The following is a 23,421-nucleotide window of genomic DNA, read 5'->3' as shown; positions in this document are numbered from 1 at the left end:
CGACGAAGAACGGGTGGTACGCAATGACCGAGACCGTAATCCGGGAGAGCGAACGACTTCCCTACGACCTCGACGACCGATATCGCTCGGGCTCCGGCACCGTGCTCCTCACCGGCGTGCAGGCCATCGCCCGCCTGTTCGTCGAGCAGCAGGTGCGGGCCATGCGGGACGGTCGCCGGGTGGCGACCTTCGTCTCCGGATACCAGGGCAGCCCCCTCGGCGGTCTCGACAAGATGCTCCACGGCATGCCGAAGGTCCTCGCCGAGCACGACATCACCTTCGTGCCCGGATTCAACGAGGAACTCGCCGCCACCGCCGTGTGGGGCAGCCAGGGACAGCTCGGCGCCGGCACACCGACCCACGACGGCGTCGTCGGCGTCTGGTACGGCAAGGGCCCCGGACTCGACCGCGCCACCGACGCGCTGCGTCACGCCAACATGTACGGGGTGAACCCGAACGGTGGCGTGCTGCTCATGGTGGGCGACGACCCCGCGTCGAAGTCGTCGACCGTGCCCGCCGTCAGCGAGCGGTCCCTCTCCGCCCTCGGCATCCCGGTCCTGTTCCCGCGCAACGCCGCCGAGATCGTCACCATGGGCCTGCACGGCGTCGCGCTGTCGCGTGCCTCGGGCTGTCTCGTCGCCCTCAAGATCGTCGCGGATGTCGCCGACGGCGCCTGGTCCGTCGACGGCTCCATCTCCGACCTGCCCATCACGGTCCCCGAGATCGAATGGGAAGGACGGCCGTTCGTCTACAAGCAGCGTCCCATGGCCGCGCCCGGCGACAGCGTCTTCGCCGAGGCCGACCTCTACGGACCGCGCTGGAAGATCGTCCAGGAGTACGGCCGCCTCAACGGCCTCGACGTGATCGAGGTCGATCCGCCGCAGGCCCGTGTCGGCCTCGCCGCCACCGGCACCACCTTCGACGCCCTGCGTCAGGCCCTGCTCGACCTGGGCGTCGACGACGCCGCGCTGCACCGCGCCGGCATCCGCCTGCTGCGCATCGGCATGCCGTACCCCATCGGTCCCGAGATCGTCCGCGAATTCGCCCGCGGCCTCGACGAACTGATCGTGGTCGAGGACAAGACCGCCTTCGTCGAGACCCAGATCCGCGAGATCCTCTACGGCACCGCGAACGCCCCGCAGATCGTCGGCAAGAAGGACGCCGACGGCCGCCCGCTCGTGCCCGTCGACGGTGAACTCACCGCCGGTCGCCTGCGCGGCCCGCTGCGTCGCGTGCTGCGCGGCCACGTCGAACTCGGCCCCGCACCCCTGCCGCAGTTGTCGCTCGAGGTGCTGTCCACCCAGCGCACCCCCTACTTCTGCAGCGGCTGCCCGCACAACCGCTCCACCGCACTGCCGGAGGGTTCGATCGGCGGCGGCGGCATCGGCTGCCACACCCTCGTCACCCTGTCGGGCCGCAAGGACAGCGCTGTCACCGGCCTGACCCAGATGGGCGGCGAAGGTGCGCAGTGGATCGGGCAGGCGCCGTTCACCGACATCGGCCACATGTTCCAGAACCTCGGCGACGGAACCTACTTCCACTCCGGCCAGCTCGCCGTCCAGGCGTGCGTCGCTGCCGGCGTGAACATCACCTTCAAACTGCTCTACAACGACGTCGTCGCGATGACCGGCGCGCAGGACGCCGAAGGCGCCCTGAAGATCCCGGCACTGACCCACAAGCTCACCACCGAGGGCGTCGGCAAGATCATCATCTGCTCCGACGAACCGAAGCGCCTCCGCAAGCGCACCCTCGCCCGCGGCACCGAGGTCTGGCACCGCGACCGGCTCGACGAGGCGCAGAAGCTGCTGCGCGAGATCGAGGGCGTCACCGTGCTCATCTACGACCAGCACTGCGCCGCCGATGCGCGCCGTCAGCGTAAGCGCGGCACCCTGCCCGCCCGCACCACCCGCGTCGTCATCAACGAAGCGGTGTGCGAGGGCTGCGGCGACTGCGGCGTCAAGAGCAACTGCCTGTCGGTGCAGCCGGTCGACACCGAGTTCGGTTCGAAGACCCGCATCGACCAGACCTCCTGCAACACCGACTACTCGTGCCTCGACGGCGACTGCCCGTCCTTCGTCACCGTCGAGACGTCGCCGGAGAAGCCCAAGCGCCGCAAGGCTCCGACCCCGCCGCGCATCCCGGACGCCGCCATCGACACCCCGAAGGGCACCCGCAACGTCTTCCTCGCGGGCATCGGCGGCACCGGCATCGTCACCGTCAACCAGGTGCTCGCTACGGCCGCGCTGCGCGCCGGGTTCGAGGTCGAGTCGCTCGACCAGATCGGCATGAGCCAGAAGGCCGGCCCGGTGGTCTCCCACCTGCGCTTCGCCGCCGACGGACTCGAGCCCGGCAACCGCGTCGGCCCGGGCGGTGCCACCGCTCTGCTCGCGCTCGACCTGCTCACCGCGACCGAGCCGAAGAACCTCGCCTACGCGAACCGTGAGGAGACCGTGGCGGTCGCGTCGACGAGCCGCGTCCCCACCGGCGACATGGTCTACGACCGCTCCGTCCGGCACCCCGACGAGCAGGACCTGCTCGCCCGCCTCGACACCGCGACCCGCACGACCGTCTCGTTCGACGCCCTCGCCGCAGCCCAGGCGCTGTTCGGTGAGACCTCGGCCGCGAACTTCCTCGTCGTGGGCGCCGCCCACCAGCTTGGTGGACTCGAGATCCCCGCCGAGGCCATCGAGGAGGCCATCGAGATCAACGGTGTGGCCGTCGCGACCAACATCGCCGCCTTCCGCTGGGGCCGGGTAGCCGTCGCGGATCCCGCGGCCTTCGCCGCCGCGACCGAACCGGCCCGCACGGAGCGCGCCGCCACCGTCGCACCGGAGCGTCTGTTCGCCGGCACCACCTTCACCGGTGAGGTCGAGCGGCTCGTGCGGATCCGCGCCGCGTCGCTGATCGACTTCCAGAGCGAAGCCCTCGCCACCCGCTACATCGCGCAGGTGCAGGCAGCCTGGGAAGCCGAGCGGCGCGTCACGAACCGCACGGACTTCAGCGAGGCCGTCGCCCGCGGACTGTTCAAGTTCACCGCCTACAAGGACGAGTACGAGGTCGCCCGCATGCTCGTCGACCCGGCCTTCCTCGACGAGGTACAGGGCCAGGTCCCCGGTGGGCGCAAGCTCACCTACCGCCTGCACCCGCCGGCGCTGCGCGCACTCGGCCGTGAGAAGAAGGTCGGCTTCGGACCGAAATCGCATGTCGCGCTGAAGGCTCTGGCCAAGGCGAAGCGTCTGCGCGGCACGAAGCTCGATCCCTTCGGCTACGCCCACGTCCGCCGCGTCGAGCGTGCTCTGCTCGCCCACTACACCGCCACGATCCAGCGGCTCGCCGCCGACCTGGACGTCGACTCCTACGACCGCGCCGCCGAGATCGCGGCCCTGCCCGACATGGTGCGCGGCTACGAGGACGTCAAGCTCCGCTCCGTCGAGCAGTACCGGGCCCGCCTCGCCGAGCTCGGCATCGACACCGACTTCTGACGCACGTACACCCTCTGCTGCAAAGGAACCCACCGATGACCACCTCTGCCCTCGACCTCCCCGAGTTCACCACGTCCGACGGCGTGTTCGGCCGCTCGGCCCGCCTGACCGACCGTCCGCACGAGCGGGTCGTGTTCCATCACGACGCGGCCACCGGATTGCGCGCCATCGTCGCGATCCACTCCACCGCACTCGGCCCCGCCCTCGGCGGCACCCGCTTCTACCCCTACGCGGACGAGATGTCGGCGCTCGAGGACGTGCTGCGACTGTCGTGGGGCATGACCTACAAGGCCGCGGTGTCGGGTGTGAACCTCGGTGGCGGCAAGGCCGTCATCATCGGTGATCCGAAGACGGACAAGAACGACGAACTGCTCGCCGCCTACGGACGATTCGTCGAGTCGCTCGGTGGTCGCTACATCACCGCCGCCGATGTGGGAACCCGCGCGGAGGACCTCGACGTGGTGGGCCGGCACACCGCCCACGCCGTGGGACGCACCGTCGCCGCCGGCGGATCGGGCGACAGCTCGCCGCTGACCGCGCTCGGTGTCTTCCAGGCCATGCGTGCCGGCGCTCAGACGGTCTGGGGCGAAACGACTCTCGCGGGTCGCACGGTCGGTGTCGAGGGTCTCGGCAAGGTCGGATACGAGCTCGTGAAGCTGCTCGTCGCCGACGGTGCCGAGGTGATCGTCTCCGACGTGAACCCCGCCGCGATCGCCCGCGTGGTCGACGAGTTCCCGGCGCAGGTCACCGACAACGTCGTCGCCTCGTCCGCCGACGTCTACGCGCCGTGCGCCCTCGGCGGCACGCTGACCTCGACCACCGCTGCCCACCTCGACGCACGTCTCGTGTGCGGTGCGGCCAACAACCAGCTCGCGCAGCCCGAGGTGGAGGGACTGCTGGGCAAGCGCGGAATCGTCTGGGTGCCCGACTATGTCGCGAACGCGGGCGGACTGATCCAGGTCGCCGGTGAGGTCGACGGATCCGCCGCCGACGTCGTCCGCACACGAGTGGAGTCGATCTTCGAGCGCACCGCCGAGATCTTCGACGTCTCCAGCACTCTCGGCGTCACGCCGGGCGCAGCGGCCAACCGGATCGCCGAGCGCCGCATCGATACTGCCTGATCCGCACAGGGAACTGATCCGCACAGGGGAACAAGGGGAGGCACCGCGAGGTGCCTCCCCTTCTCGTGTCTTCAGGAGTTTCCGGCCGACGACGAACGCCCGTGCCCCGCATCGCGGGTGATGTGCTCGACGAGCGGCTGCGTCCGGTACTCGATCGGCGTGGTGAGCGCGAGCGTCGTGGTGGTGTGCGCGACGCCCTCGATGGCGTGGAGCCGCTCCAGGACCAGCAGGAGGTCCTCCTGGGACTGCGCGGCCATCCGGATCAGGAGATCCTCCCGGCCCGTCGTCGCGTGTACTTCCAAAACCTCGGGGAATCGGCCCAATTGGGCGATCACATGCCCCATCCGCGCCTGGACGAGCTCGGCGCCGATGAACGCCTGCAGCGGCACACCCAGCTTCGGCAGGTCGACGACCGGTCGGTATCCGGTGACGGCACCGGACTCCTCGAGTTTTCTGATGCGCGACTGCACGGTGTTGCGGGCGACACCGAGCTTCGCCGACAGGTCGACGATTCCTGCCCGGGGATTGCGAGTGAGCTCTCCGAGGAGAGCTGCGTCGAGCCGGTCGAGACTGAACACGATGACACCCTTTCCGTTGTGATGCGCGTCACCACTCGAGCATAATGCTCAACTGATCAGAAAGATATTGACACTTCACGAGCCAGTGCCATGATTGCTGCATCAAATGCTCACGCAAACACGGCTTGCTGCAACGTAATGCGCGCGAAGTGAGCGACATGCCTACCCCTCGCCCGGACCGGGCGTGGCGGGCGCCGCAATCACCCCGAGGAGCACACAATGCCCGGAGTCGGCATCTGGCGGACCAAATCCGTCGAACAGTCGATCGCGGATACCGACGAACCCGGTTCGCGGCTACGACGAGAACTGACCGCCAAGGATCTGACCGTGTTCGGCGTCGCCGTCGTGGTCGGAGCCGGAATCTTCACCCTCACCGCTCGCACCGCCGGCAATCTCGCCGGACCGTCCATCTCGCTGGCGTTCGTCCTCGCCGCGATCGCGTGCGGTCTCGCCGCGCTGTGTTACGCGGAGTTCGCCTCCGCGGTGCCGGTCGCCGGCAAGCGCCTACACCTTCTCCTATGCCACCTTCGGTGAATTCGTCGCCTGGATCATCGGATGGGATCTGATCCTCGAGTTCGCCCTCGCCTCCGCGGTCGTCGCCAAGGGATGGTCGATGTATCTCGGGGGCATGTTCGGCGGCAATGCGTCGATCGACCTCGGACCGATCACGGTCGACTGGGGGTCGCTGCTCATCGTCGGCGCCATCACGATCATCCTCGCCGTCGGCACCAAGATGTCGTCGCGGGTCTCCGCCGTCGTGACCGCCATCAAGGTCGCGGTGGTCCTGCTCGTCATCGTCGTCGGCATCTTCTACATCGACAAGTCCAACTACTCCCCGTACGTCCCGCCGGCCGAGGAGGCCCAGAGCACCGCGTCCGGCATGCACCAGTCGCTGTTCTCGGCGCTTACCGGTGCGGGCGGCAGCACCTACGGCTGGTACGGCCTCCTCGCCGCGGCGAGCCTGGTCTTCTTCGCCTTCATCGGCTTCGACGTGGTCGCCACCACCGCCGAGGAGACCAAGAACCCCCAGAAGGCACTGCCCCGCGGAATCTTCGGTTCGCTGGCGATCGTCACCGTCCTCTACGTCGGCGTCACCCTCGTGCTCACCGGCATGGTCAAGTACACCGATCTGCGCACCGGCAGCGAACTGGTCGGTGACGGCAGCGCCACGCTGGCCACGGCCTTCGAAGCACACGGTGTCACCTGGGCGCAGATGGCCATCAACATCGGCGGTCTCGCCGGCCTCACCACCGTCGTGATGGTGATGATGCTCGGCCAGACCCGCGTGCTGTTCGCGATGTCCCGCGACGGACTCGTCACCCGCAAACTCGCCGTCACGAACCACAAGGGTGTGCCCGTGCGCATCACCCTGATCGTCGGTGGTGTGGTGGCCGTCCTCGCCGCGGTGTTCCCGATGGGTGTGCTCGAGGAGATGGTCAACATCGGCACCCTGTTCGCCTTCGTCCTGGTCTGCGTCGGCGTGATGGTGCTCCGTCGCACCCGCCCCGATCTGCCCCGCGGATTCCGGGTGCCGCTCGTGCCGCTGGTCCCGATCCTCGCGGTCCTCGCCTGCGGCTGGCTCATGCTCAATCTGTCGGTCGAGACCTGGATCCGATTCGCGGTCTGGATGGTTCTGGGCGTGGCGGTCTACTTCGTCTACGGCCGCCGCAAGTCGGTCCTCGGACAGCGCCTGAAGCTCGAGGCCGCGCAGCAGGAAGCTGCGACGCACGAGGTGAAGGAACCCGAACCGGTATAGCTCCGTCGCCTACGAGCCCGCCCGCACCGAATCGGTGCGGGCGGGCTCGTGTGTTCGGGTGGTTGCCGTCGACTACTGCGCGCACTCTGCCAGTTGATCTTTCGGTGAACTCCAGAAAGATCTATGCACGCGAGTGAGCAGATTGCTCTATGCTGTGAACAGCGCCGCAGAGACGAAGGTCACAAGGGTTACCCGGAGTTTCGTTCGAATGTAGGACGAATCGGACATTGGGACCCGATTACCATTCGATCTGCCCCTGTCGTCGGGGAGGCAGACAGGGAAGGGCCCCGCCAGCGATTCGAGGGGAGGAGCCGGCGGGGCCTCGCGCTGTATCTCCTGTGTCGGGGAGGACTCTAGGGAGACACGGCCACCTACGCCGTGGCCGCTTTGGAGCTTAGGTGACGACTGGTCACTCGTCCAGAGCCGATACTGAAACGAGACCTGAAAAATCTTCTCGGGGTCGAACCGGAACGCTCAGCCTGCTTTGCGGCGGATGGGGCCTGTTTCGACGTCGCTACCCGCAGGAAAGACGGGGGTCGGCATGGCTCGGGACCCGTCGGGATGCCTGCGGTACGACGCCGGCCGCTGCGAACGCCGACGGCGTCGACGGTTCCGCGTCGTCCAGAAACCCCAGGCTGCGATGCACACTCCCACTCCCGAGAGCAGGTCGGCCTCCGTCAATCCGTGGTTCGGTGTCACCGAGTACAGCACGCGACCCTCGAGAGGTCCGTTCATCAGTACCCACAGCCCGGAGGCCACGAACGCGGCCGAGCTCGACAGCAGGTGGGGGCGCGAGAGGCACCACGTCGACGCGGCGAACAACGAACACATCGCGACGAGCGAGTAGAACACGGCGTTCTGCACGGTCGACTCCTCTCGCTCCTGCCGGATTTCGATCAACTGTACTGGCGGAGGAGCCGGGCCTACCGGGTCGCATGTGGTGACTCCGACAACACGCGCATCAGGAGAACGGCAGGCGTCGCAGGGTGACCGTCGTCAGGGCGAGCACCTGATCGTCGGCTCCGGCGTCCACGAGACGCACGTCGACGATCGCATGGTCCTTCGTCTCACGGACAACTGTGACGTGGGACCGGGCCGGTCCCACCTTCACCTGCGACAGATAGTGGGCCTGGAAGTCGGTCGCCACGAAACCCGGGAGAACGGTGTGCGCGGCGTGCTCGGCGAGCAGCGCCTGGGCGCCACCCTGGATGGTGCCGATCATGTTGGCCACGAACGGGGTGAGGTCGAGTTCGAGGACGCCGGCGCGTGCGTCGAGGGTGCGCATCCCCAGCCGGGAGTAGATCGATCCGTCGATGTGTTCCCTGGGAAATTCGTGGATGGCGCCCACCCACTCGCTGGGGTTGTAGTAGCCCGAACCGGCCGCTGCGGCACGGGGAAGCCGCACGAAGGTGACGAGACCGCGCCCCGCCGGTTGCAACGCGCCGTCGTCGAGGGCGGCGACGAGTTCCTCGAGGCCGCTGCTGCCGCGCCCGTCGAAGATCTGCGCGGCGACGTGCACGGTCTTCTTGCCGACGCGCACGAGGTGGGTGTCGACGACGATCGGACCCTCGGTGAGCGGTTCGGCGGTGTGGATGGACAGGTCCTGGGTGGCCACCCAGTCCGGGCTGCACACGGCGAGTGGTGGGGTGGACGTGACGATGTCGACCACGGTGGTGAGCATCCCGAGTGCTGCGGCGCCGGCGTCGTTGCGCAGCTTGTCGTGCAGGTCGGCGCGCATGATGGCGCGCTCCTTGCTCAGTTGGAGCGACGTCAGGCCGAAGTCGGCGGTGAAGGTGCGCTGATTCATCGACACCGACGGCCGCTGACTGGTAAAAATGCCATTCTCGCTCATGAGAGTGATATTGCCATTCTGTGGTCGACGACGGAAGGTTACGTCGTTCGGAGGTTCACAACGCACAGGTGAGGCTCACAACCCTGATGGTCGACCATGGGCGTTGTGAGCCTCACTTCTCGGTTGTGAGCCTATTCGGGCCTCGGTGTCTCCGCGAACGAGTCGCGCTGCTGCACCATCCACACCGGGGCGATGAAGATGCCTTCCGCTTCCACGCAGACCCCCTCCGAGTCGGCGATGTGCCCCACGACGAACGCCTTACGTCCTTCGACGCGGTCGAGTTTCGCCTCCACGCGCAGAGCTCCGAGGGGAGTGCGCTTGCGGTAGCGGATGGTGAGCGTGCCCGTCATCCCCGGATATCCCGAGATGCGCGCGGCGTCGCCGAGGATCTGGTCGAGCAACAGGGCGGAGACCCCGCCGTGCACGTGTCCGGCCGGCCCCTCGTAGACGGGGCCGAGGTGGATGTCCGTCCACACGCGGCCGTCGTCGTCCTCGTGGATGTCGCCGATCGGGGCGATGGCGTTGCGCAGGCCGATTGCGGCGTTGCCCCAGTTGCGGAATCGGCCCGAATCGTTGAACCGGGTGCCGTACGGGACGTCCTCCCGGTCGCGTTCGAGAATCTCGCGCGCAGCCGCGAGATGTTCCCGCGCCCGCGCGACGTCGTCGGCATCCACGCGGGTCTGCAGGGCGAGCTGGATCAGCTCGCGCACGTCCTCGGTGAGCGGACCGTAGGTGTCCCTCTGCTGATCGACTTCCTCGTCGGACAATCCGTCGTTGACGTAGAGCTCGAGGATGGAATCGGTCATCAGGGTTCTCCGGATCGTGAGCGTGGTGAAAGAAATAGTCGACCGCGCACACGGTGAACGAGTCAAGTTCTGTTGCCGCTGTACGGGATCACCGCAAAATCCGTAAAACGGGCCGTTCTGTACGAAAGCGTGTGAGCCACCGCATAGAGGGGAACAGATGAGAGAACCCCGTCGGCTTAACGAGGGGAGGGGCCGACGGGGTCCGTCCGTGCCATGTCAAAGGGGAGGAGACACGGCACGCTTTGTTGCGAGGAGCAACAACGTCTCCACGCTACCGACGATTCTTTCATCTGCCAACCTCACCGGAGGGTGATGGGCGGGGTGAATTTGCCCGATCTGCACCTATGGCAAGCCTCGTGATCCAAGCGTACGTTCGCTTCTGCGTGCGCAGGGATGCGCCGGACAGGAGCGGTGGTCATGGCCGTAACCATCCACAAGGGCCGTGACAACGTCACCAAACGAGTGTTGCTGGGAAGACCGCTGCGCAGCGACACCCTCGGCCACACCCTGTTACCGAAACGCGTAGCCCTGCCGGTGTTCGCGTCCGACGCCCTGTCGTCCGTCGCCTATGCCCCGGAGGAGATCTTCCTCGTCCTGTCGGTGGCGGGCCTGTCCGCCTACGCGTTCTCCGGCTGGATCGGTCTCGCCGTCGCCGGCGTGCTCGTCGTGGTGGTCGCGAGTTACCGGCAGAACGTGCATGCCTACCCCTCCGGGGGTGGCGACTACGAAGTGGCGACGAAGAATCTCGGGGCGATGGCCGGCCTGACGGTGGGCAGCGCGTTGATCGTCGACTACGTGCTGACGGTTGCCGTGTCGATCTCGTCGGCCGCCCAGAACATCGGGTCGGCGATTCCCTTCGTCGAACACCACAAGGTGCTGTTCGCGATCGCCGCGATCACCCTTCTCACCGCAGTGAATCTCCGCGGACTCCGCGAGGCGGGCACAGCTTTCGCCATCCCCACCTACGCCTTCATGTTCTGCATCGGGGTGATGCTCGTCTGGGGTTTCGTGCGCCTCGTCGTGTTCGACGCCCCGCTCCGCGCCGAGTCGTCGCACTACGAACTCGCCGCCGAACAATCCCACCTGACCGGACTGGCTTTCGCGTTCCTTCTCGCCCGCGCGTTCTCGTCGGGGTGTGCGGCCCTGACGGGAGTCGAGGCCATCAGCAACGGGGTGCCCGCCTTCCGGAAACCGAAATCGCACAACGCAGCCACCACTCTGCTGATGCTGGGCGCCATCGCGATCACGCTGCTGATGGGCATCATCGTGCTCGCCGAGCGGCTGGGCGTCGTCGTCGCCGCAGACCCCGCAGCGCAACTGCGCGGGGCACCGGAGGGATATCACCAGAAGACGCTGGTCGCGCAGGTCGCCGAGACGGTCTTCACCGACTTCCCCCTCGGCTTCTACCTCGTCACCGCCGTGACTGCATTGATCCTCGTCCTCGCTGCGAACACCGCGTTCAACGGTTTCCCGGTCCTCGCGTCGGTGCTCGCGCAGGACAAGCACCTGCCGACGCAGCTACGCACCCGAGGTGATCGGTTGGCGTTCAGCAACGGCATCGTCTTCCTGGCCCTCGCGGCGATCGTGTTCGTCTGGCTGTTCGACGCCGAGGTCACCCATCTCATCCAGCTCTACATCGTCGGGGTGTTCGTCTCCTTCACGTTGAGCCAGACCGGCATGGTGCGGCACTGGACCCGCCTGCTCGTCACCGAGACCGACACACGTCATCGCCGGAAGATGCAGCGCTCGCGCGTCGTCAACGGTGTGGGTCTGGCGATGACGGGAACAGTCCTGATCATCGTGCTCGTCACGAAATTCGTTGCCGGCGCGTGGATCGCGATCCTCGCCATGGTGACCGTCTTCGTGACGATGCGCGCCGTCGGCCACCACTACCGACGCGTGGCGGTCGAACTCGACCCCGGTGGCTGGGACGGTCTGTTGCCCAGCCGCACGTATTCGATCGTGCTCGTGGCCAAGCTGCACCACCCGACACGTCGGGCGCTCGCGTATGCCACGGCCACCCATCCCGACACCCTCGAAGCGATCACCGTCGACGTCGACGAGGAGGACACCCGCGCACTCGTGCGCGAATGGGAGGCCAGCGACATCACGATTCCGCTGAAGGTGCTGGAATCGCCGTACCGGGAGATCACGCGACCGGTGCTCGACTACGTCAGACGGGTGCGCGGCAACTCGCCGCGCGATGTGGTCACCGTCTTCATCCCCGAGTACGTCGTGGGTCACTGGTGGGAAAACCTGCTCCACAACCAGAGCGCGCTCAGACTCAAGAGCCGCCTGTTGTTCCAGCCCGGGGTGATGGTGACAAGCGTGCCGTGGCGACTGCACTCGTCGGATTCGAGATAGTCGAGAGCGGAGCCACGTTCCCGATCAGGGTCGCAATGTCGGCACCGGCCCGCAGCAACGCCTCGGACTGCACGGCGACGGTGCGCAGCCGCTCGTGAAGTGCGTCCCGAGCGGTATCGGTCTCGCCGTCGGTTCCGATGGATGCCATCACGGCCCTGACCGCTGGGATGCGATAGCCACCTGCGCGCAGTGCAGCGACGATCCGCGCGTTCCGCGCCGCGGCGGGTGAGTAGCTCCGAATATTGTTGCGGTCGATCCGTTCGGGCGCGACCAATCCCTCCTTCTCCCAGAACCTGAGGGCGGACGATCGCACCCCGATGGCGTTCGCCAGCTCGGTGATGCTCATGGCGTCGCCGGGCAGCGGAGGCGCATCGTGGGCGGCCTCGTCGACGATCACGTCGAGTGCGCGGAGCGCGGCGAGACACTCGTCGCGGGCTCGCGCGAGCCCACTGTGGAGTTCGACGACACGGGCGAGCGCCTCGTCGTAGGGGAGTACCTGCACATCGTGCATGACGCTGCGCGCCTCCACGGGCCCGACCGCGACAGCCAGAGCGCGGTACGCGCGCAGCGCCGTGAGGTGTTCGGGTCCGAATCGGCGATAGCCGTTGGTCATTCGTGCTGCGGGAGGGATCATCCCGAGACGTTCGAGATCGCGCACCTGCTGCACGGAGTATCCGGCGGCAGCGGCCAGACGCCCCGTCGTCATCGTGTGCTCCACAGCCGAACCCTCCACAAGCACTTCAAGGCGACACTCGAAGTATGACGATGGAACAGATCCTTGCAGAGATCCGGAGTTTCGACGGTGTCCTCGAGCTCGCACCACAGGAGGGAAGTGGGCATCCCGAGATCTCGTGGGGTGACCACTTCTTCTACTACGCCCCGGACGGCGAGGTCCCGCACAACCGGCAGCCCTACGCGACGATCGTGACGAAGAACTATCCGGACGACGAGGATTCACACCTCGACGAGCCGGGACGATGGCGGGTGAACGTCCATGCGGGATCGCAGCTGTTCACCGAGTTGCTCGGCTGCCCGCCCCGGTCCGTCGACCCTTCGACGATCGACTTCGCCGAGACCGACGTGTTCGTCCCGCACCCGGTCTACGGCTCACTGGGATGGGTGGCGGTCGTCGAACCCGGGGAGCGGACCACGCCGCGTCTCCTCGAAGCGCTGCGCGACGCCCACCTGGCAGATCGTCGCCGCGTCGAACGCAGGAGCGCGCTGCGCGACACGGAGTGACCGAGCGAAAGAGCTACTGCTGTCACCCGTCCCGATCCTGATTGCTCTCGAAGAACGATGTCACGGTGTCGACGGTGAAGCGGTGACGCAGGCGGCATGCCGAGTTCTGATTCGCGAACAGACCCGGGATGCGGAAGGCATCCTCGCGCGCGACGGTGTGCGTCCACTGCACGGGCACGATCCATTCGCGGTGGTCCTCGTGCGGGTTCGTGCCCTCGCTCTCGTGGACGTACGGTGCCTTCAGGTCGAGGCTGCGGAACGGCACCGGCCGCCCGTCGACGACGAGCGTCGCCTCGTCGGCCGGAGCCGCCGGACCGGTCACGACGCCGATGCCCACGTACCCGATCTTCGGGATGTAGACGAAGACGCGGCCACCGGCGGGCAACTCCTGCAAGGAATCCGAATACCAGCGGCCGCCGCCGGCGGCGAGGAAACCGTAGCGGCGACCGTCGTCCCAATTGCGTGACGGGCTGCGCTCACCGAAGTTCACGTACCAATCCCGGCCGTTCCATTCGGACTCGGGACGAGTCGACCCGGACCGTTCCGCCACGCACCCTCCTTCGTCGGGAACACCTCGTTCCACGGTAGGCGTGCGGCACCGGCGGTGTGATCGGTGCCGGTTGCGGGTGGTCAGTGCCAGTTGCTCTGCCTGCCGAGGGTCTCGACGGGAGTCGCGCCGGGCCGGGTCCACTGCGGCACCGGGCGGCTCGTCTCATCCCATGTCGCATTGCCGTCGGCGTCGGCGCGCCAGAACCAGCACGGGTCGTCTCCCTCCGGCCACCCCTCGGGTTTGTCCTCCCACCTCTCGCCACGCCCGTACGGGTCATGTCGAGCTGGCCGGCCGAGCTGTTGGCCCGTTCGGTGCCGCGACCCGTCGTTGAGTAGGTGAGGAAGGTCCGGTCACCGTCGCGGAGGTAGGAGGTGAGATAACCCATCGCCCCGCCCACGGGTTCGTCGACGTTGCGCACCGAATACCAGGGCTGGGTGTAGCCCATGAACTCGACGAACGCCGCGACCTCCTCCCACGGACCGGTGGTGACGAACACGAACGACACCCCGCGAGCATTGAGGTAGACGGCGTCGCGGACGTGCCAGGCCGTGGTGGTGCATCCCTCGCACTGTCCTTGCGGGGGTGCACCGTCGTACCACATGTGCTTGTAGACCATGAGTTCGTTGCGGCCCTGGAAGAGGTCGAGGAAGGGGACCGAGCCGTCGGGCCCGACCACCTCGACCGTTCCGTCGAACTCCACCATCGGGAGTCGTCGGCGGGCCGCGGCGATGGCGTCGCCCTCCTTGGTGTGGGCTTTCTCCCGAACGAGGAGTTCGTCGCGCGCGGCCTGCCAGGTCGCGAGATCGACGACGGGTGGACGGCCGGAGTGAGGTTCGGTCATGGTGACCTCCCGGAGGATCGGACGGATTACACGCGGCTCGGTTGGAGCACCTCGCGGAGCACGGAGGCGAAGGCTTCCGGATCGCCGGGCATGCCCTCCGCGGCCCCCATGAAGCCACCGTGATCGCCGGGGAACAACGTCGGAGTTGTGCCGAGCCGGTCGGCGAGCGCTGCCGCAGCGCGGCCGCACAGTTGGCGTACCGACTCGCGACCACCGGCGACGACGATGTGCGTGGACGCGTTCGCCAGGGCGTCGAGATCGGGGTGGTAGCCCGTGCACGACAGCCAGTTCTGGCCCAGCAGCACGTCGTCGCGGGTCCCGTCGTCCTCGACCGGCAGGCCGAAATCGGACGGGTTCGGAGCGGGCCGGTCGAGATGGTCGGAGGTCAGCTCCCCTTCGAAGCTGACCAGAGCGATGAACCTGGCCATGGCCGGTCCGAGCCCGCTGCGCTGGTAGGTGTCGTGGATGTCGTCGCGCACCGTTTCGGCTCCGAGGCGATCGGGCAACAGCTCGACGATCGGCGGTTCGTGCGCGACCAGCGTGCGCACCTGTTCGGGGTGCCGCGAGACGAGTTCGAGCGCATTGACCGCGCCACCGCTGCTGGCGAAGACATCGACGGGACCGAGGTCGAGCTCGGCGAGGATCCGGTGCAGGTCGTCGGCGTGCAGGGCGGGGGTGGACTGCATCGACGTGTCGGTGCGCGTGCCGCGGCCCGTGCCGCGCGGGTCGTAGGTGATCACGGTCCGGTCGTCGAGGTAGGAGACGAGACTGGTGAAGCCGCTCGCGTCCATCGGGGATCCGGCGAGCAGAAGCGGTGTCGCGCCGCCGGGGACGGTGCGGACGTCGTAGACGAGAGTCGCGCCGGGGACGTCGATCGTGCGGGTGACGGGTTCGGGCATGTCGGCTCCTTCTGGGTCGGTGACCATACCGACCCGAGCCACCCGGAAAATTCATCGCACATACGACCGCGTCCGCACCCGTGACGGATGCGGACGCGGCGCGCGCAGGCTCAGAGGATGATGCCCAGTGCTAGGAGCAGTCCACCGAGGGTCAGCGCGAGAGATCCAAGGAGCATATGAATTCCTCCTGTCATTCGGGTTATAGGACTGCGTCCGCACCGGGACGCTGAGCCAGGAATACCCGTCGCCTCAGCGTCAAACACTCCCGAGGATCGAAAATTCACTTCGTTATGTTTTCGTGCTCTCGGGGAGTTTTCGCGCGGCCGGTTCCGCCCGGGTCTGCGACTGACTCGGCCTCAACGGACCGGCAAGGGTCTCGCTCGTGGTCGGCTGCGGCTGCAGAACATTCTGTTGCCGGAGTAGTTGTTTGCGCGCATGAGCGTCGGGAATCCGAATTCATGGCAAGTATGGAACCGTTTCTCCCGATCAAGCACACCGGCTCGAACGAGATCGACGCAGCCGATCCCGGTCAGGGCGCGCCGGCTACGGATCCCGGACCTGTGCCGGGTGAGGACGTCGACCCCGAGATGGCGCAACGCGAGAAGGACGAACTCGAGAAGCGGATGTCCGAAAAGCGCAGTGAAGAAACGGTTTTCCGAACCCCCGAAGTGGATACGTCCGAATAGACCGAACCGCGCCCGCACGCAGGGGGTGGTGCGGGCGCGGAGTCGATCGGCCCTGCTATCAGAGAATGATGCCGAGGGCAGCGAGGAGTCCACCGAGGGTCAGTGCGAGAGATCCGAGCAGCATAGAAATACCTCCATGTTGTTGTGAATGGGCACGCCTGCGAACAAGCGTGGGAAGTGAAAAATCCGCAAGGGAAAGTTCACTTCCGTCCCATACTTCGCGAAGGCACCAAAGCCTGTTACCTGCCGTCACTAGTTGTTATCGTTCCGTGATAAAACTGTCCGATTAGCCCGAAATGCCCCCTAATTGTGGGCGTTTCAGGACTTGAGGTTCACGGCATTTTGGGACTTTCCACGTTCGATCACCGCGGCTCGTCGCTCGGCAACCCGTGCCGGCGAGAACTCCCGCATCCACGCTTCCGAGGTCTGCTGCTCCACCTGCAGGGCCGGTTCGACGACGTGCTCCTCCGCGCGCCGGTACGACGCGAGCAGCGCCCGCACACCCGGCTGGTCGTTGCCGGCGATCGTCCGCGCAACCTCCAGGGCCGTGTCGAGCAGTTCGTCGTGCGCGACGACCTGCGTCACCAGTCCCGCCCGCAGTGCTTCCTCGGCTCCGACGAAGTTTCCGGACAGGCTCATGCGACGCGCGAAACCCGGACCCACTGCCGCGGGCAGGCGCTGGGTGAGTCCCCAGCCCGGTAGGACGCCGACGCGGGCGTGGGTGTCGGCGAAACGGGCGCGCTCGGATGCGATGAGGAAATCGCATGCGAGCGCCATCTCGAGGCCACCGGTGATGGCGGCCCCGTTGACCGCGCCGATGATCGGCTTGGAGATGGGCTTCCACGGATGGCCGACGGGGAGGTCGGCGCCCGACACCAGCGACAGGTTGCCTCCACTTTCTCCGAGTTCCTGCAGGTCGAGTCCGGCGCAGAAGGCCGGGTCGGTGCCGGTGAGGACCACGACGTTCGTCTCGTCGTCCGTATCCGCGGCTGCGATCTCGGCGCGCAGGGCATCGATGAGCGCCGAGCTGAGCGCGTTCCGCGCCTCCGGGCGGTTGAAGGTCAGGATGCGGACGGACTCGCGCTGCTCGACGAGCAAGATCTCTTCGGAAGTCATGGCCAGACAGTATCCGTAACTTCGGTGGATCCGGCCCCGCTCAGCGAGGCTGGATCCACTGAAGCTGTGCCTGGGTGCGTTCCTCGATCCACGAACGCATCGAGTCGACGCTCTCCTGCAGCGCCTCGGCCGTGAGTCCGTCGGAGATCGGTACCGACGCTGCCACCTCGTCGAGGACCTCGAGCGCCAGACCGTTGCCGTAGATCTGCTCGGACAGCTCCCGGTACGCCTGGTGGTAGAGCTCCGTGAAGGCGGCGGAGTCGAGGAAACGGGTCTTCAGCGTGTTGCCACCCATCGCGCCACGACCTTCACCGTCACCTCCCGGCATCCCCGGTGGCATGCCCTGGGGCATCCCTTCCGGTGGCGCGCCGCCCGGCATACCCGGTGGGGGACCGCCCGGTCCCATGCCGCCCATCATGGAGATGGTGTCGTCCGGGCCGGCAGTGGTGTCGCCCTGCATGGCCATGTTCAGATCCCACGAGACCACCGACAGTTTCTTCGTGTCGAGGTCGTACCGGAGGTAGTAGTTCTGACCGGGCCCGGCCATGTCGTCGAAGTTGACGAGCAGGTTCTGGGTGGCGACGTACCGGGCGAAGGAGTCGACGTCGACCCAATCGGCCAGATGGGCGTCGAACTCTGCGTCGTCGGCAGAGTCCATCCACTTCAGGAAGCCGATGATCGGTTGCAGTGTCCCGGAATCGGCGGCATTGATCTCCTTGAACTGGTCGGCGTAGTCCGACTGGTCGTCGCCGACGTACTCGAACCGCGACGATGCATCGGCCTTGTAGAGATAACCGGGGGAGTCGAACAGCGAATTGGCGTACAGCTCGTCGGGATGCTCGAGCACCAGTCGCGTCGCGGTGGCGCTGTCGTTGACCGAATAGACCGTGTACGCGTACCGCTGGGTGGGCTGATCGGTCTCAGCGGTGAGGGACAACGCCATCGCCTCGTTGATCACCGGCGAACCGGGCCGCACCGACAGTTCGGTCATGCCCTGATACGCGCGACCGTCGACGTACTCGTCGAAACGGATCAACAGGGGCAGCGAGGTCGGATCCTCCGGGTCCACCTGCGCCATGCCGTCCATCCCGGGCGGACCCTGCGCCGGATCGACACCCTCGGGCAACTCGAAACCTTCGGGCAGTTCGAATCTTTCCGGAGGTCCGAAACCGCCCGGCTCCTCACCGTTCTCACCCTGCAGACCGCGCAGCGTCGAGTTGCCCTTCAGACGCACGCCCACGTCGTCGATGCGGGTGCCGTCGATGACCACATCGGCGACCACCCACTCCTTGTCACCGTCCTTCTCGTATGCGGAGATCATGTCGTCGTACTCGGCGTCGCCGATGTCGAGCGACAACTCGTGCGTGACGGAGGTGTCGAACAGATCGACTGTGCCGGCGACGTTCTCGGTGATCTCCGAGGAGATGATCGTCGGTTCGCCCGTGATGTAGGGCCGCACGCGTGTCGCTCCGAAGGCCGTGGCCACGATCGCGACGAACGCGATGAACGTCACCGGCAGTGTCCAGTGCCGACGCAGCGATGTCGGTATCCGGTGCCGCAGACGTCGCCGTGGGGTCGGTGCCGTCATCACAGGTCGGTCTGGTCGTATCCGGTCAGGACGCTCACCCGCTGGCCGGCGTTGACGGCGCTCAGCGCGGCGATCAGGTCGTTCGAGCTCATGCCCTTCTTCAATTGGGCCGTGTAGTACAGCTCCACCAGGGCGCCGGCGCGGACGGATTCGGTGGACACCAGCTCGTACTCACTGCAGTGCTTGATGAGAACGTCCTCGACGGTGTCGGTGTAGGCCGGCTCCGGCGGCACCTGCACTTTGACCACCTGCCGCTGCACGTCGAGCTTGAACCAGTTGAACTTGTTCATGATCAGCAGCACGAGGCAGATTGCGACGGTAGCTGCGATGGCGAGCACGTAGAAGCGGGTGCCGGTGGTCATGCCGATGGCCATCACCAGGAAGATGAATCCGACATCACGGGTTTCCTTGATGGCGTTGCGGAATCGCACCACCGACAGAGCGCCGACGAGAGCGAATGCCCGCGCGATGTTCGACCCGACCACCAGCATGATGAGCGCGATGACCATGCCGACCAGCACCAGCGTCTGCACGTAGGACTGACTGTAGGAGACGTTCTTGTGCGTGTAGCGGTAGACCCACGCGATGACGCTCGACAGCACGAACGACAACGCCAGCGATATCACGATGTCGAAGGTCGTGAACGTGCCGCTGAGGTCCTGGAAATCGAAATTCATATCCGTCCTTGTTTCGGAAAGGGTGGGTCAGCGAACCGGGATCGGTTCGGTGGTAAGGAGATCGGCCGGTACACGCGTGTCGAATCCGTCCGGCAGCACCAGTTCCGGTGCGCCGAAACGGGACCGGGGTGCGAGCCCGAACGCCTCGACCGACTGGCAGTACTTCGACACCCGGATCACCGACATGTCCAGCCGTGCCGTCAGATCCGTCGCCCAGTAGGGCACCCGCTCGTTCGCTTTGAGCTCCACGGCGGCCAGCTTCGGCGGGATGATGAAGCGGTTCTCGGCGCCGGACGCGAAGTGGAAGTCGCGGTCGCGGCCGTGCACCTTGTGGTCGATCGTCACGCGCAGGCCGAGATCGGCGTCGCGTCCGACGAACGCCTCGCGTAGATAACCGGTGGTCACGATCGGTCGCAGATCCAGATTCCCCACGAGGCTGGAGACCTCGTTGACGAACGACCGCTGCGAGTCGTCGCACTCGATGTCCTCGCGCCCGTTCAACCACCGCAGGGCGACGCTGTAGGGGAGGGCAGTGCGACGCTTCTGCGTCACGCGGTTGACGCGCTGCTTGATCTCGACCTGCACGGGTGTGTCGTCGGTACATGCGGCCGGATCCCCGTACAGGCGCATGCGCACCTTGCGGCGGAACTTCAGGCCCTCGATCTTCTCCCAGTAGAACCGCAGATCCGGGGTGTCGTAGTACAGCGACGTCACCGGATACCCACCGTGTGGTGAGTACGGATCGGTGTCCATCCGGGCGGCGAGTTCGCGCCGCAGCTCGGGCACCTTCATCTCGTCGACGAAGTATTTGATCTCGTACCGGTTGAACGCGTGCAGCTTGCTCGCGGTCTCTTGGAAGCCGTTGGTCACCGGAACAGCACACACCCGTCACCTCGAGGAGCCTTGGAGGTTTCCTGGCAGTTTCCTGGCAATCGGGAGGCTCACAGCAAACTGCCAGGCTTCCTCGAGCGAAGCGTCAGCCTCACCCGCGACAATCGATGCGTGACCGACCGGAGCCCCGAAGCGCGCGTGCTCGTCGTCGACGACGAGCCGAGCATCGTCGAACTGCTGTCCGTGAGCCTGAAGTTCCAGGGCTTCGAGGTGGAGACCGCGAGCGACGGCGCCGGAGGACTCGACAAGGCACGTCGCTTCCGGCCCGACGCGGTGATCCTCGACGTGATGATGCCGGGGATGGACGGCATGGGCATGCTGCGTCGCCTGCGCGCAGACGGTATCGACGCGCCCGTGCTGTTCCTGACGGCGAAGGACGCGGTGGAGGACAAGGTCGCGGGCCTGACGTTCGGCGCCGACGACTACGTCACCAAACCGTTCAGCCTCGAAGAGGTCATCGCCCGGCTGCGCACGATCCTGCGCCGAGCCGGCAAGGTGTCCGAGGCCGAACGCAGCTCCCGCATCACCTTCGCCGACCTCGAACTCGACGAGGACACCCACGAGGTCTTCAAGGCGGGCAAGCCTGTGTCGCTGTCGCCGACCGAGTTCACGCTGTTGCGGTACTTGATGCTCAACGCCGGCACGGTGCTCAGCAAGCCCCGCATCCTCGAGCACGTGTGGAACTACGACTTCGGCGGTGAGGTCGGGGTGGTCGAGTCGTACGTGTCGTATCTGCGCCGCAAGGTCGACACCGGCGACGTCCCCCTCATCCACACCGTTCGCGGGGTGGGTTACGTGATGCGGGAACCCCGCATATGAACCGTCTGCGGGCGCTGCCGCTCCGTTGGACGCTGGTGGCCGCCCTGGTGCTCCTGGCCGGTGTCGGCCTGCTCGCGTCGGGCATCGCAGTCACGTCTGCTCTGCAGAATTCCCTGCTGTCGCGGGTCGATCGCGATCTCGAGGAGGCTGCGCGGACCTGGGCGAGACCCGACAGGCCACCACCGACGCCCCCGCTGGACGCCCCCAACTCCCGGCGACCACCGAGCCCCTTCTACGTGCAGGTCGTCGACGCCGACGGTCGGCTGCTGTTCGTCGTCAACGACGAGTCGACCGCCCCCGACGTGCCGGACGAGCCGACCGGCAGGCCCGTCACCGTCAGGTCCGCCGGCGACGACGGTCCGCACTGGCGGGTGATGAGTACCGAGAATGCCTCGGGTGCCGTGACCACTGTCGGGATGAGCCTGGCCGAGGCGGAGGAGACGGTGGACAGGCTCGTCGTGCTGCAGACGATGATCGGTGCGGTCGTGCTGGTCGCGCTGGCGGTGGCCGGCGGTGTCGTCGTGCGTATGAGTCTGCGTCCGCTCGACGAGGTCGAGCGCACCGCTGCCGCGATCGCCGAAGGCGACCTCAGCGAGCGGGTGCCCGAGGGCGACCCCCGAACGGAGATCGGCCGCTTGTCGGTGACCTTCAACGCGATGCTCGGCAGGATCGAATCGGCCTTCGCGGCAACTGCGGCGTCGGAGGAATCGGCGCGACGTTCGGAGGAGAAGATGCGTCGCTTCGTCGCCGACGCCAGCCACGAACTCCGCACCCCGCTCACCACCATCCGTGGCTTCGCCGAGTTGTACCGGCAGGGTGCGAGCACCGACACCGGCATGCTCATGGAACGCATCGAACGCGAGGCCCGCCGCATGGGTCTGCTCGTCGAAGACCTGCTGATGCTCGCGCGACTCGACGAACAACGCCCGCTCGACCGCTCCCCGGTGGACCTGCTCGCCGTCGCTGCCGACGCAGTGCACAACGCGCGTGCCGTTGCGCCCGAGCGGGCCATCACCCTCGAGATCATCGACGGCCCAGGCACTCCCGAGGTTCTCGGCGACGACGCCCGTCTGCGTCAGGTGCTGAGCAATCTCGTCACCAACGCGCTGACCCACACTCCACCCGACGCCGATGTCACCGTTCGGGTGGGAACCGCGGATTCCGATGCTGTTCTGGAAGTCGCCGACACCGGCCCAGGCCTCGATCCCGACGACCGCGAGCGCGTCTTCGAACGCTTCTACCGCGCCGACGCCTCCCGCACCCGCTCGTCGGGTGGGAGCGGTCTGGGTCTGTCGATCGTCGCCGCGCTGGTCGCGGCGCACGGCGGGAAGGTGGAGGTGGAGTCGGAGAAGGGTGTCGGCTCGACCTTCCGCGTCCGCATCCCCCGCCTCACCCCGAGTTGACGCGCTGAAACGGGGTTCGCCCCTGCAACACGCCGGGCGAACCCCGTTTCACCGCGCGAGGACCGCTGTTGTTCCGGTCAACGGGAGACTGCGGGAGATTCCCGCCGGAGATCGGTAGGCAAGGAGGTGACCACCCGCTCCGGAAGGATCGCCATGACCGAGACCACGGACCGCCCGACCAGCGACCTGTCTGCAGCCGAACAGCTTCTCGCCATCCACGAGATCCAGCAGGTCTTCTCGGCCCGGCTGCGGGTGATGGACACCAAGCAGTGGGAGCTGTACCCCACCTTGCACACCGAGGACGTGGTGAGCGAGACGTGGGGCGGACTCCCCAGCGACAAGCAGCCCCGCACCGGCGAACAGCCCGGCCGTGTCGTGGGACGCGAGGCGCTCACCCGCGCCATCAGCAACTTCCTCGACGGACCGGTGTCGATTACCTCGGCGCACCACGGCCACTGCCCAGAGATCGTCCTCGAATCGGCCACGAGCGCGCGCGGCATCTGGGCGATGGAAGACGAGTTGTGGTGGGACAACGACGGCGTCGAGGAGTCGCTGCACGGGTGGGGGCACTACCACGAGGAGTACCGAAAGGTCGACGGTGTCTGGCTGATCTCCTACCGCAAGCTCACGCGCCTGCGTGAGGTGCACACTCCCGGTTTCTTCAGCTTCCTGAAACGAACACCCGAGCTGAGCTGACGCGCCGAAACGAGGCTCGCGCGGCGTGTTGCCGACGCGAACCTCGTTTCAGCGCGC

At 66.8% G+C, this 23,421-nt stretch carries 20 protein-coding genes and 1 pseudogene; 9 read left to right on the top strand and 12 right to left on the bottom strand.

The window, feature by feature from the left end; translation table 11 throughout:
- The first annotated feature begins 23 nt into the window (after window positions 1–23).
- Window positions 24–3,482, top strand: coding sequence for an indolepyruvate ferredoxin oxidoreductase family protein (locus tag CKW34_RS20380; RefSeq protein ID WP_059383843.1), 3,459 nt, complete (start codon window positions 24–26; stop codon window positions 3,480–3,482).
- A 35-nt stretch (window positions 3,483–3,517) separates the two neighbouring features.
- Window positions 3,518–4,603, top strand: a complete 1,086-nt coding sequence (locus CKW34_RS20375) for a Glu/Leu/Phe/Val family dehydrogenase (protein ID WP_059383844.1) — start codon at window positions 3,518–3,520, stop codon at window positions 4,601–4,603.
- Window positions 4,604–4,674: 71 nt separating this feature from the next.
- On the opposite strand, the gene CKW34_RS20370 is transcribed toward CKW34_RS20375, so the two are convergent.
- Complete coding sequence (locus tag CKW34_RS20370; RefSeq protein WP_059383845.1) at window positions 4,675–5,181, bottom strand: Lrp/AsnC family transcriptional regulator; 507 nt, start codon at window positions 5,179–5,181, stop codon at window positions 4,675–4,677.
- Between the two features lie 219 nt (window positions 5,182–5,400).
- On the opposite strand from CKW34_RS20370, the pseudogene CKW34_RS20365 reads away from it, so the two are divergent.
- Window positions 5,401–6,937, top strand: a pseudogene (locus tag CKW34_RS20365) (amino acid permease).
- 474 nt (window positions 6,938–7,411) lie between these two features.
- Here the strand turns inward: CKW34_RS20365 and CKW34_RS20360 are convergent.
- The 3 genes from CKW34_RS20360 to CKW34_RS20350 all read right to left on the bottom strand — a co-directional run bounded on the left by CKW34_RS20360 (window position 7,412) and on the right by CKW34_RS20350 (window position 9,595).
- Window positions 7,412–7,801: a hypothetical protein gene (locus tag CKW34_RS20360; RefSeq protein WP_059383846.1), complete on the bottom strand. Its 390-nt coding sequence runs from the start codon at window positions 7,799–7,801 to the stop codon at window positions 7,412–7,414.
- Between the two features lie 97 nt (window positions 7,802–7,898).
- Entirely contained in the window at window positions 7,899–8,789 is an 891-nt protein-coding gene (locus tag CKW34_RS20355) for a PaaI family thioesterase (RefSeq protein ID WP_228525757.1), read from the bottom strand.
- A gap of 131 nt (window positions 8,790–8,920) precedes the next feature.
- Window positions 8,921–9,595 carry a PaaI family thioesterase gene (locus tag CKW34_RS20350; RefSeq protein ID WP_059383848.1) on the bottom strand — a complete coding sequence of 225 codons (675 nt, stop codon included), beginning with the start codon at window positions 9,593–9,595 and terminating at the stop codon, window positions 8,921–8,923.
- A gap of 417 nt (window positions 9,596–10,012) precedes the next feature.
- On the opposite strand from CKW34_RS20350, the gene CKW34_RS20345 reads away from it, so the two are divergent.
- Entirely contained in the window at window positions 10,013–11,959 is a 1,947-nt protein-coding gene (locus CKW34_RS20345) for an APC family permease (protein ID WP_059383849.1), read from the top strand.
- On the opposite strand, the gene CKW34_RS20340 is transcribed toward CKW34_RS20345, so the two are convergent.
- Window positions 11,880–12,665 (bottom strand): MerR family transcriptional regulator, encoded by a 786-nt coding sequence (locus CKW34_RS20340; RefSeq protein WP_059383873.1) that lies wholly within the window; start codon window positions 12,663–12,665, stop codon window positions 11,880–11,882. The genes CKW34_RS20345 and CKW34_RS20340 overlap by 80 nt on opposite strands.
- Before the next feature lie 53 nt (window positions 12,666–12,718).
- Here CKW34_RS20340 and CKW34_RS20335 point away from each other — a divergent pair, with 53 nt between their 5' ends.
- Entirely contained in the window at window positions 12,719–13,198 is a 480-nt protein-coding gene (locus tag CKW34_RS20335) for a DUF6194 family protein (RefSeq protein WP_059383850.1), read from the top strand.
- 22 nt (window positions 13,199–13,220) lie between these two features.
- On the opposite strand, the gene CKW34_RS20330 is transcribed toward CKW34_RS20335, so the two are convergent.
- The 3 genes from CKW34_RS20330 to CKW34_RS20320 are packed head-to-tail and all read right to left on the bottom strand — an operon-like array spanning window position 13,221 to window position 15,488.
- Window positions 13,221–13,688 carry a hypothetical protein gene (locus CKW34_RS20330; RefSeq protein ID WP_231921761.1) on the bottom strand — a complete coding sequence of 156 codons (468 nt, stop codon included), beginning with the start codon at window positions 13,686–13,688 and terminating at the stop codon, window positions 13,221–13,223.
- Entirely contained in the window at window positions 13,675–14,589 is a 915-nt protein-coding gene (locus CKW34_RS20325) for a DUF899 family protein (RefSeq protein WP_231921760.1), read from the bottom strand. Before CKW34_RS20325 ends, CKW34_RS20330 begins: the two co-directional genes overlap by 14 nt.
- 26 nt (window positions 14,590–14,615) lie before the next feature.
- The gene (locus tag CKW34_RS20320; RefSeq protein ID WP_059383874.1) at window positions 14,616–15,488 is read right to left on the bottom strand and encodes an alpha/beta fold hydrolase; all 873 of its coding nucleotides are present in this window, start codon (window positions 15,486–15,488) and stop codon (window positions 14,616–14,618) included.
- A gap of 467 nt (window positions 15,489–15,955) precedes the next feature.
- Here CKW34_RS20320 and CKW34_RS20315 point away from each other — a divergent pair, with 467 nt between their 5' ends.
- Complete coding sequence (locus CKW34_RS20315) at window positions 15,956–16,174, top strand: hypothetical protein (protein WP_059383852.1); 219 nt, start codon at window positions 15,956–15,958, stop codon at window positions 16,172–16,174.
- Window positions 16,175–16,492: 318 nt separating this feature from the next.
- Here CKW34_RS20315 and CKW34_RS20310 read toward each other — a convergent pair whose 3' ends face one another.
- The 4 genes from CKW34_RS20310 to CKW34_RS20295 are packed head-to-tail and all read right to left on the bottom strand — an operon-like array spanning window position 16,493 to window position 20,425.
- Window positions 16,493–17,290, bottom strand: a complete 798-nt coding sequence (locus CKW34_RS20310) for an enoyl-CoA hydratase (protein ID WP_059383853.1) — start codon at window positions 17,288–17,290, stop codon at window positions 16,493–16,495.
- 40 nt (window positions 17,291–17,330) lie between these two features.
- Complete coding sequence (locus CKW34_RS20305; RefSeq protein ID WP_174479667.1) at window positions 17,331–18,878, bottom strand: CotH kinase family protein; 1,548 nt, start codon at window positions 18,876–18,878, stop codon at window positions 17,331–17,333.
- Window positions 18,878–19,555: a DUF4956 domain-containing protein gene (locus CKW34_RS20300; RefSeq protein ID WP_059383855.1), complete on the bottom strand. Its 678-nt coding sequence runs from the start codon at window positions 19,553–19,555 to the stop codon at window positions 18,878–18,880. The genes CKW34_RS20305 and CKW34_RS20300 overlap by 1 nt, the downstream gene beginning before the upstream one ends.
- Window positions 19,556–19,582: 27 nt before the next feature.
- Entirely contained in the window at window positions 19,583–20,425 is an 843-nt protein-coding gene (locus CKW34_RS20295) for a polyphosphate polymerase domain-containing protein (protein WP_095092055.1), read from the bottom strand.
- A gap of 132 nt (window positions 20,426–20,557) precedes the next feature.
- On the opposite strand from CKW34_RS20295, the gene CKW34_RS20290 reads away from it, so the two are divergent.
- From CKW34_RS20290 to CKW34_RS20280, 3 genes are all read left to right on the top strand, one after another.
- Window positions 20,558–21,265, top strand: a complete 708-nt coding sequence (locus tag CKW34_RS20290; RefSeq protein ID WP_059383857.1) for a response regulator transcription factor — start codon at window positions 20,558–20,560, stop codon at window positions 21,263–21,265.
- Complete coding sequence (locus CKW34_RS20285) at window positions 21,262–22,668, top strand: sensor histidine kinase (protein ID WP_059383858.1); 1,407 nt, start codon at window positions 21,262–21,264, stop codon at window positions 22,666–22,668. The genes CKW34_RS20290 and CKW34_RS20285 overlap by 4 nt, the downstream gene beginning before the upstream one ends.
- Before the next feature lie 153 nt (window positions 22,669–22,821).
- The gene (locus tag CKW34_RS20280) at window positions 22,822–23,364 is read left to right on the top strand and encodes a nuclear transport factor 2 family protein (RefSeq protein WP_059383875.1); all 543 of its coding nucleotides are present in this window, start codon (window positions 22,822–22,824) and stop codon (window positions 23,362–23,364) included.
- The last annotated feature ends 57 nt before the right edge of the window (window positions 23,365–23,421 follow it).

This window comes from Rhodococcus rhodochrous (assembly GCF_900187265.1).
GTDB classification, from domain to species: Bacteria; Actinomycetota; Actinomycetes; order Mycobacteriales; family Mycobacteriaceae; genus Rhodococcus; species Rhodococcus rhodochrous.
This window is presented reverse-complemented; position numbering and strand designations above follow the sequence as displayed.

Excerpts from the sequence above, each read along its gene's own strand:
- CKW34_RS20285 (WP_059383858.1), top strand. The coding sequence starts at position 21,262 with ATGAACCGTCTGCGGGCGCTGCCGCTCCGTTGGACGCTGGTGGCCGCC.
- CKW34_RS20310 (WP_059383853.1), bottom strand. The coding sequence starts at position 17,290 with ATGACTTCCGAAGAGATCTTGCTCGTCGAGCAGCGCGAGTCCGTCCGC.
- CKW34_RS20320 (WP_059383874.1), bottom strand. The coding sequence starts at position 15,488 with ATGCCCGAACCCGTCACCCGCACGATCGACGTCCCCGGCGCGACTCTC.
- CKW34_RS20325 (WP_231921760.1), bottom strand. The coding sequence starts at position 14,589 with ATGACCGAACCTCACTCCGGCCGTCCACCCGTCGTCGATCTCGCGACC.
- CKW34_RS20345 (WP_059383849.1), top strand. The coding sequence starts at position 10,013 with ATGGCCGTAACCATCCACAAGGGCCGTGACAACGTCACCAAACGAGTG.
- CKW34_RS20380 (WP_059383843.1), top strand. The coding sequence starts at position 24 with ATGACCGAGACCGTAATCCGGGAGAGCGAACGACTTCCCTACGACCTC.
- CKW34_RS20280 (WP_059383875.1), top strand. The coding sequence starts at position 22,822 with ATGACCGAGACCACGGACCGCCCGACCAGCGACCTGTCTGCAGCCGAA.
- CKW34_RS20355 (WP_228525757.1), bottom strand. The coding sequence starts at position 8,789 with ATGAGCGAGAATGGCATTTTTACCAGTCAGCGGCCGTCGGTGTCGATG.
- CKW34_RS20335 (WP_059383850.1), top strand. The coding sequence starts at position 12,719 with ATGACGATGGAACAGATCCTTGCAGAGATCCGGAGTTTCGACGGTGTC.
- CKW34_RS20375 (WP_059383844.1), top strand. The coding sequence starts at position 3,518 with ATGACCACCTCTGCCCTCGACCTCCCCGAGTTCACCACGTCCGACGGC.
- CKW34_RS20340 (WP_059383873.1), bottom strand. The coding sequence starts at position 12,665 with ATGACGACGGGGCGTCTGGCCGCTGCCGCCGGATACTCCGTGCAGCAG.
- CKW34_RS20350 (WP_059383848.1), bottom strand. The coding sequence starts at position 9,595 with ATGACCGATTCCATCCTCGAGCTCTACGTCAACGACGGATTGTCCGAC.
- CKW34_RS20305 (WP_174479667.1), bottom strand. The coding sequence starts at position 18,878 with ATGACGGCACCGACCCCACGGCGACGTCTGCGGCACCGGATACCGACA.
- CKW34_RS20300 (WP_059383855.1), bottom strand. The coding sequence starts at position 19,555 with ATGAATTTCGATTTCCAGGACCTCAGCGGCACGTTCACGACCTTCGAC.
- CKW34_RS20315 (WP_059383852.1), top strand. The coding sequence starts at position 15,956 with ATGGAACCGTTTCTCCCGATCAAGCACACCGGCTCGAACGAGATCGAC.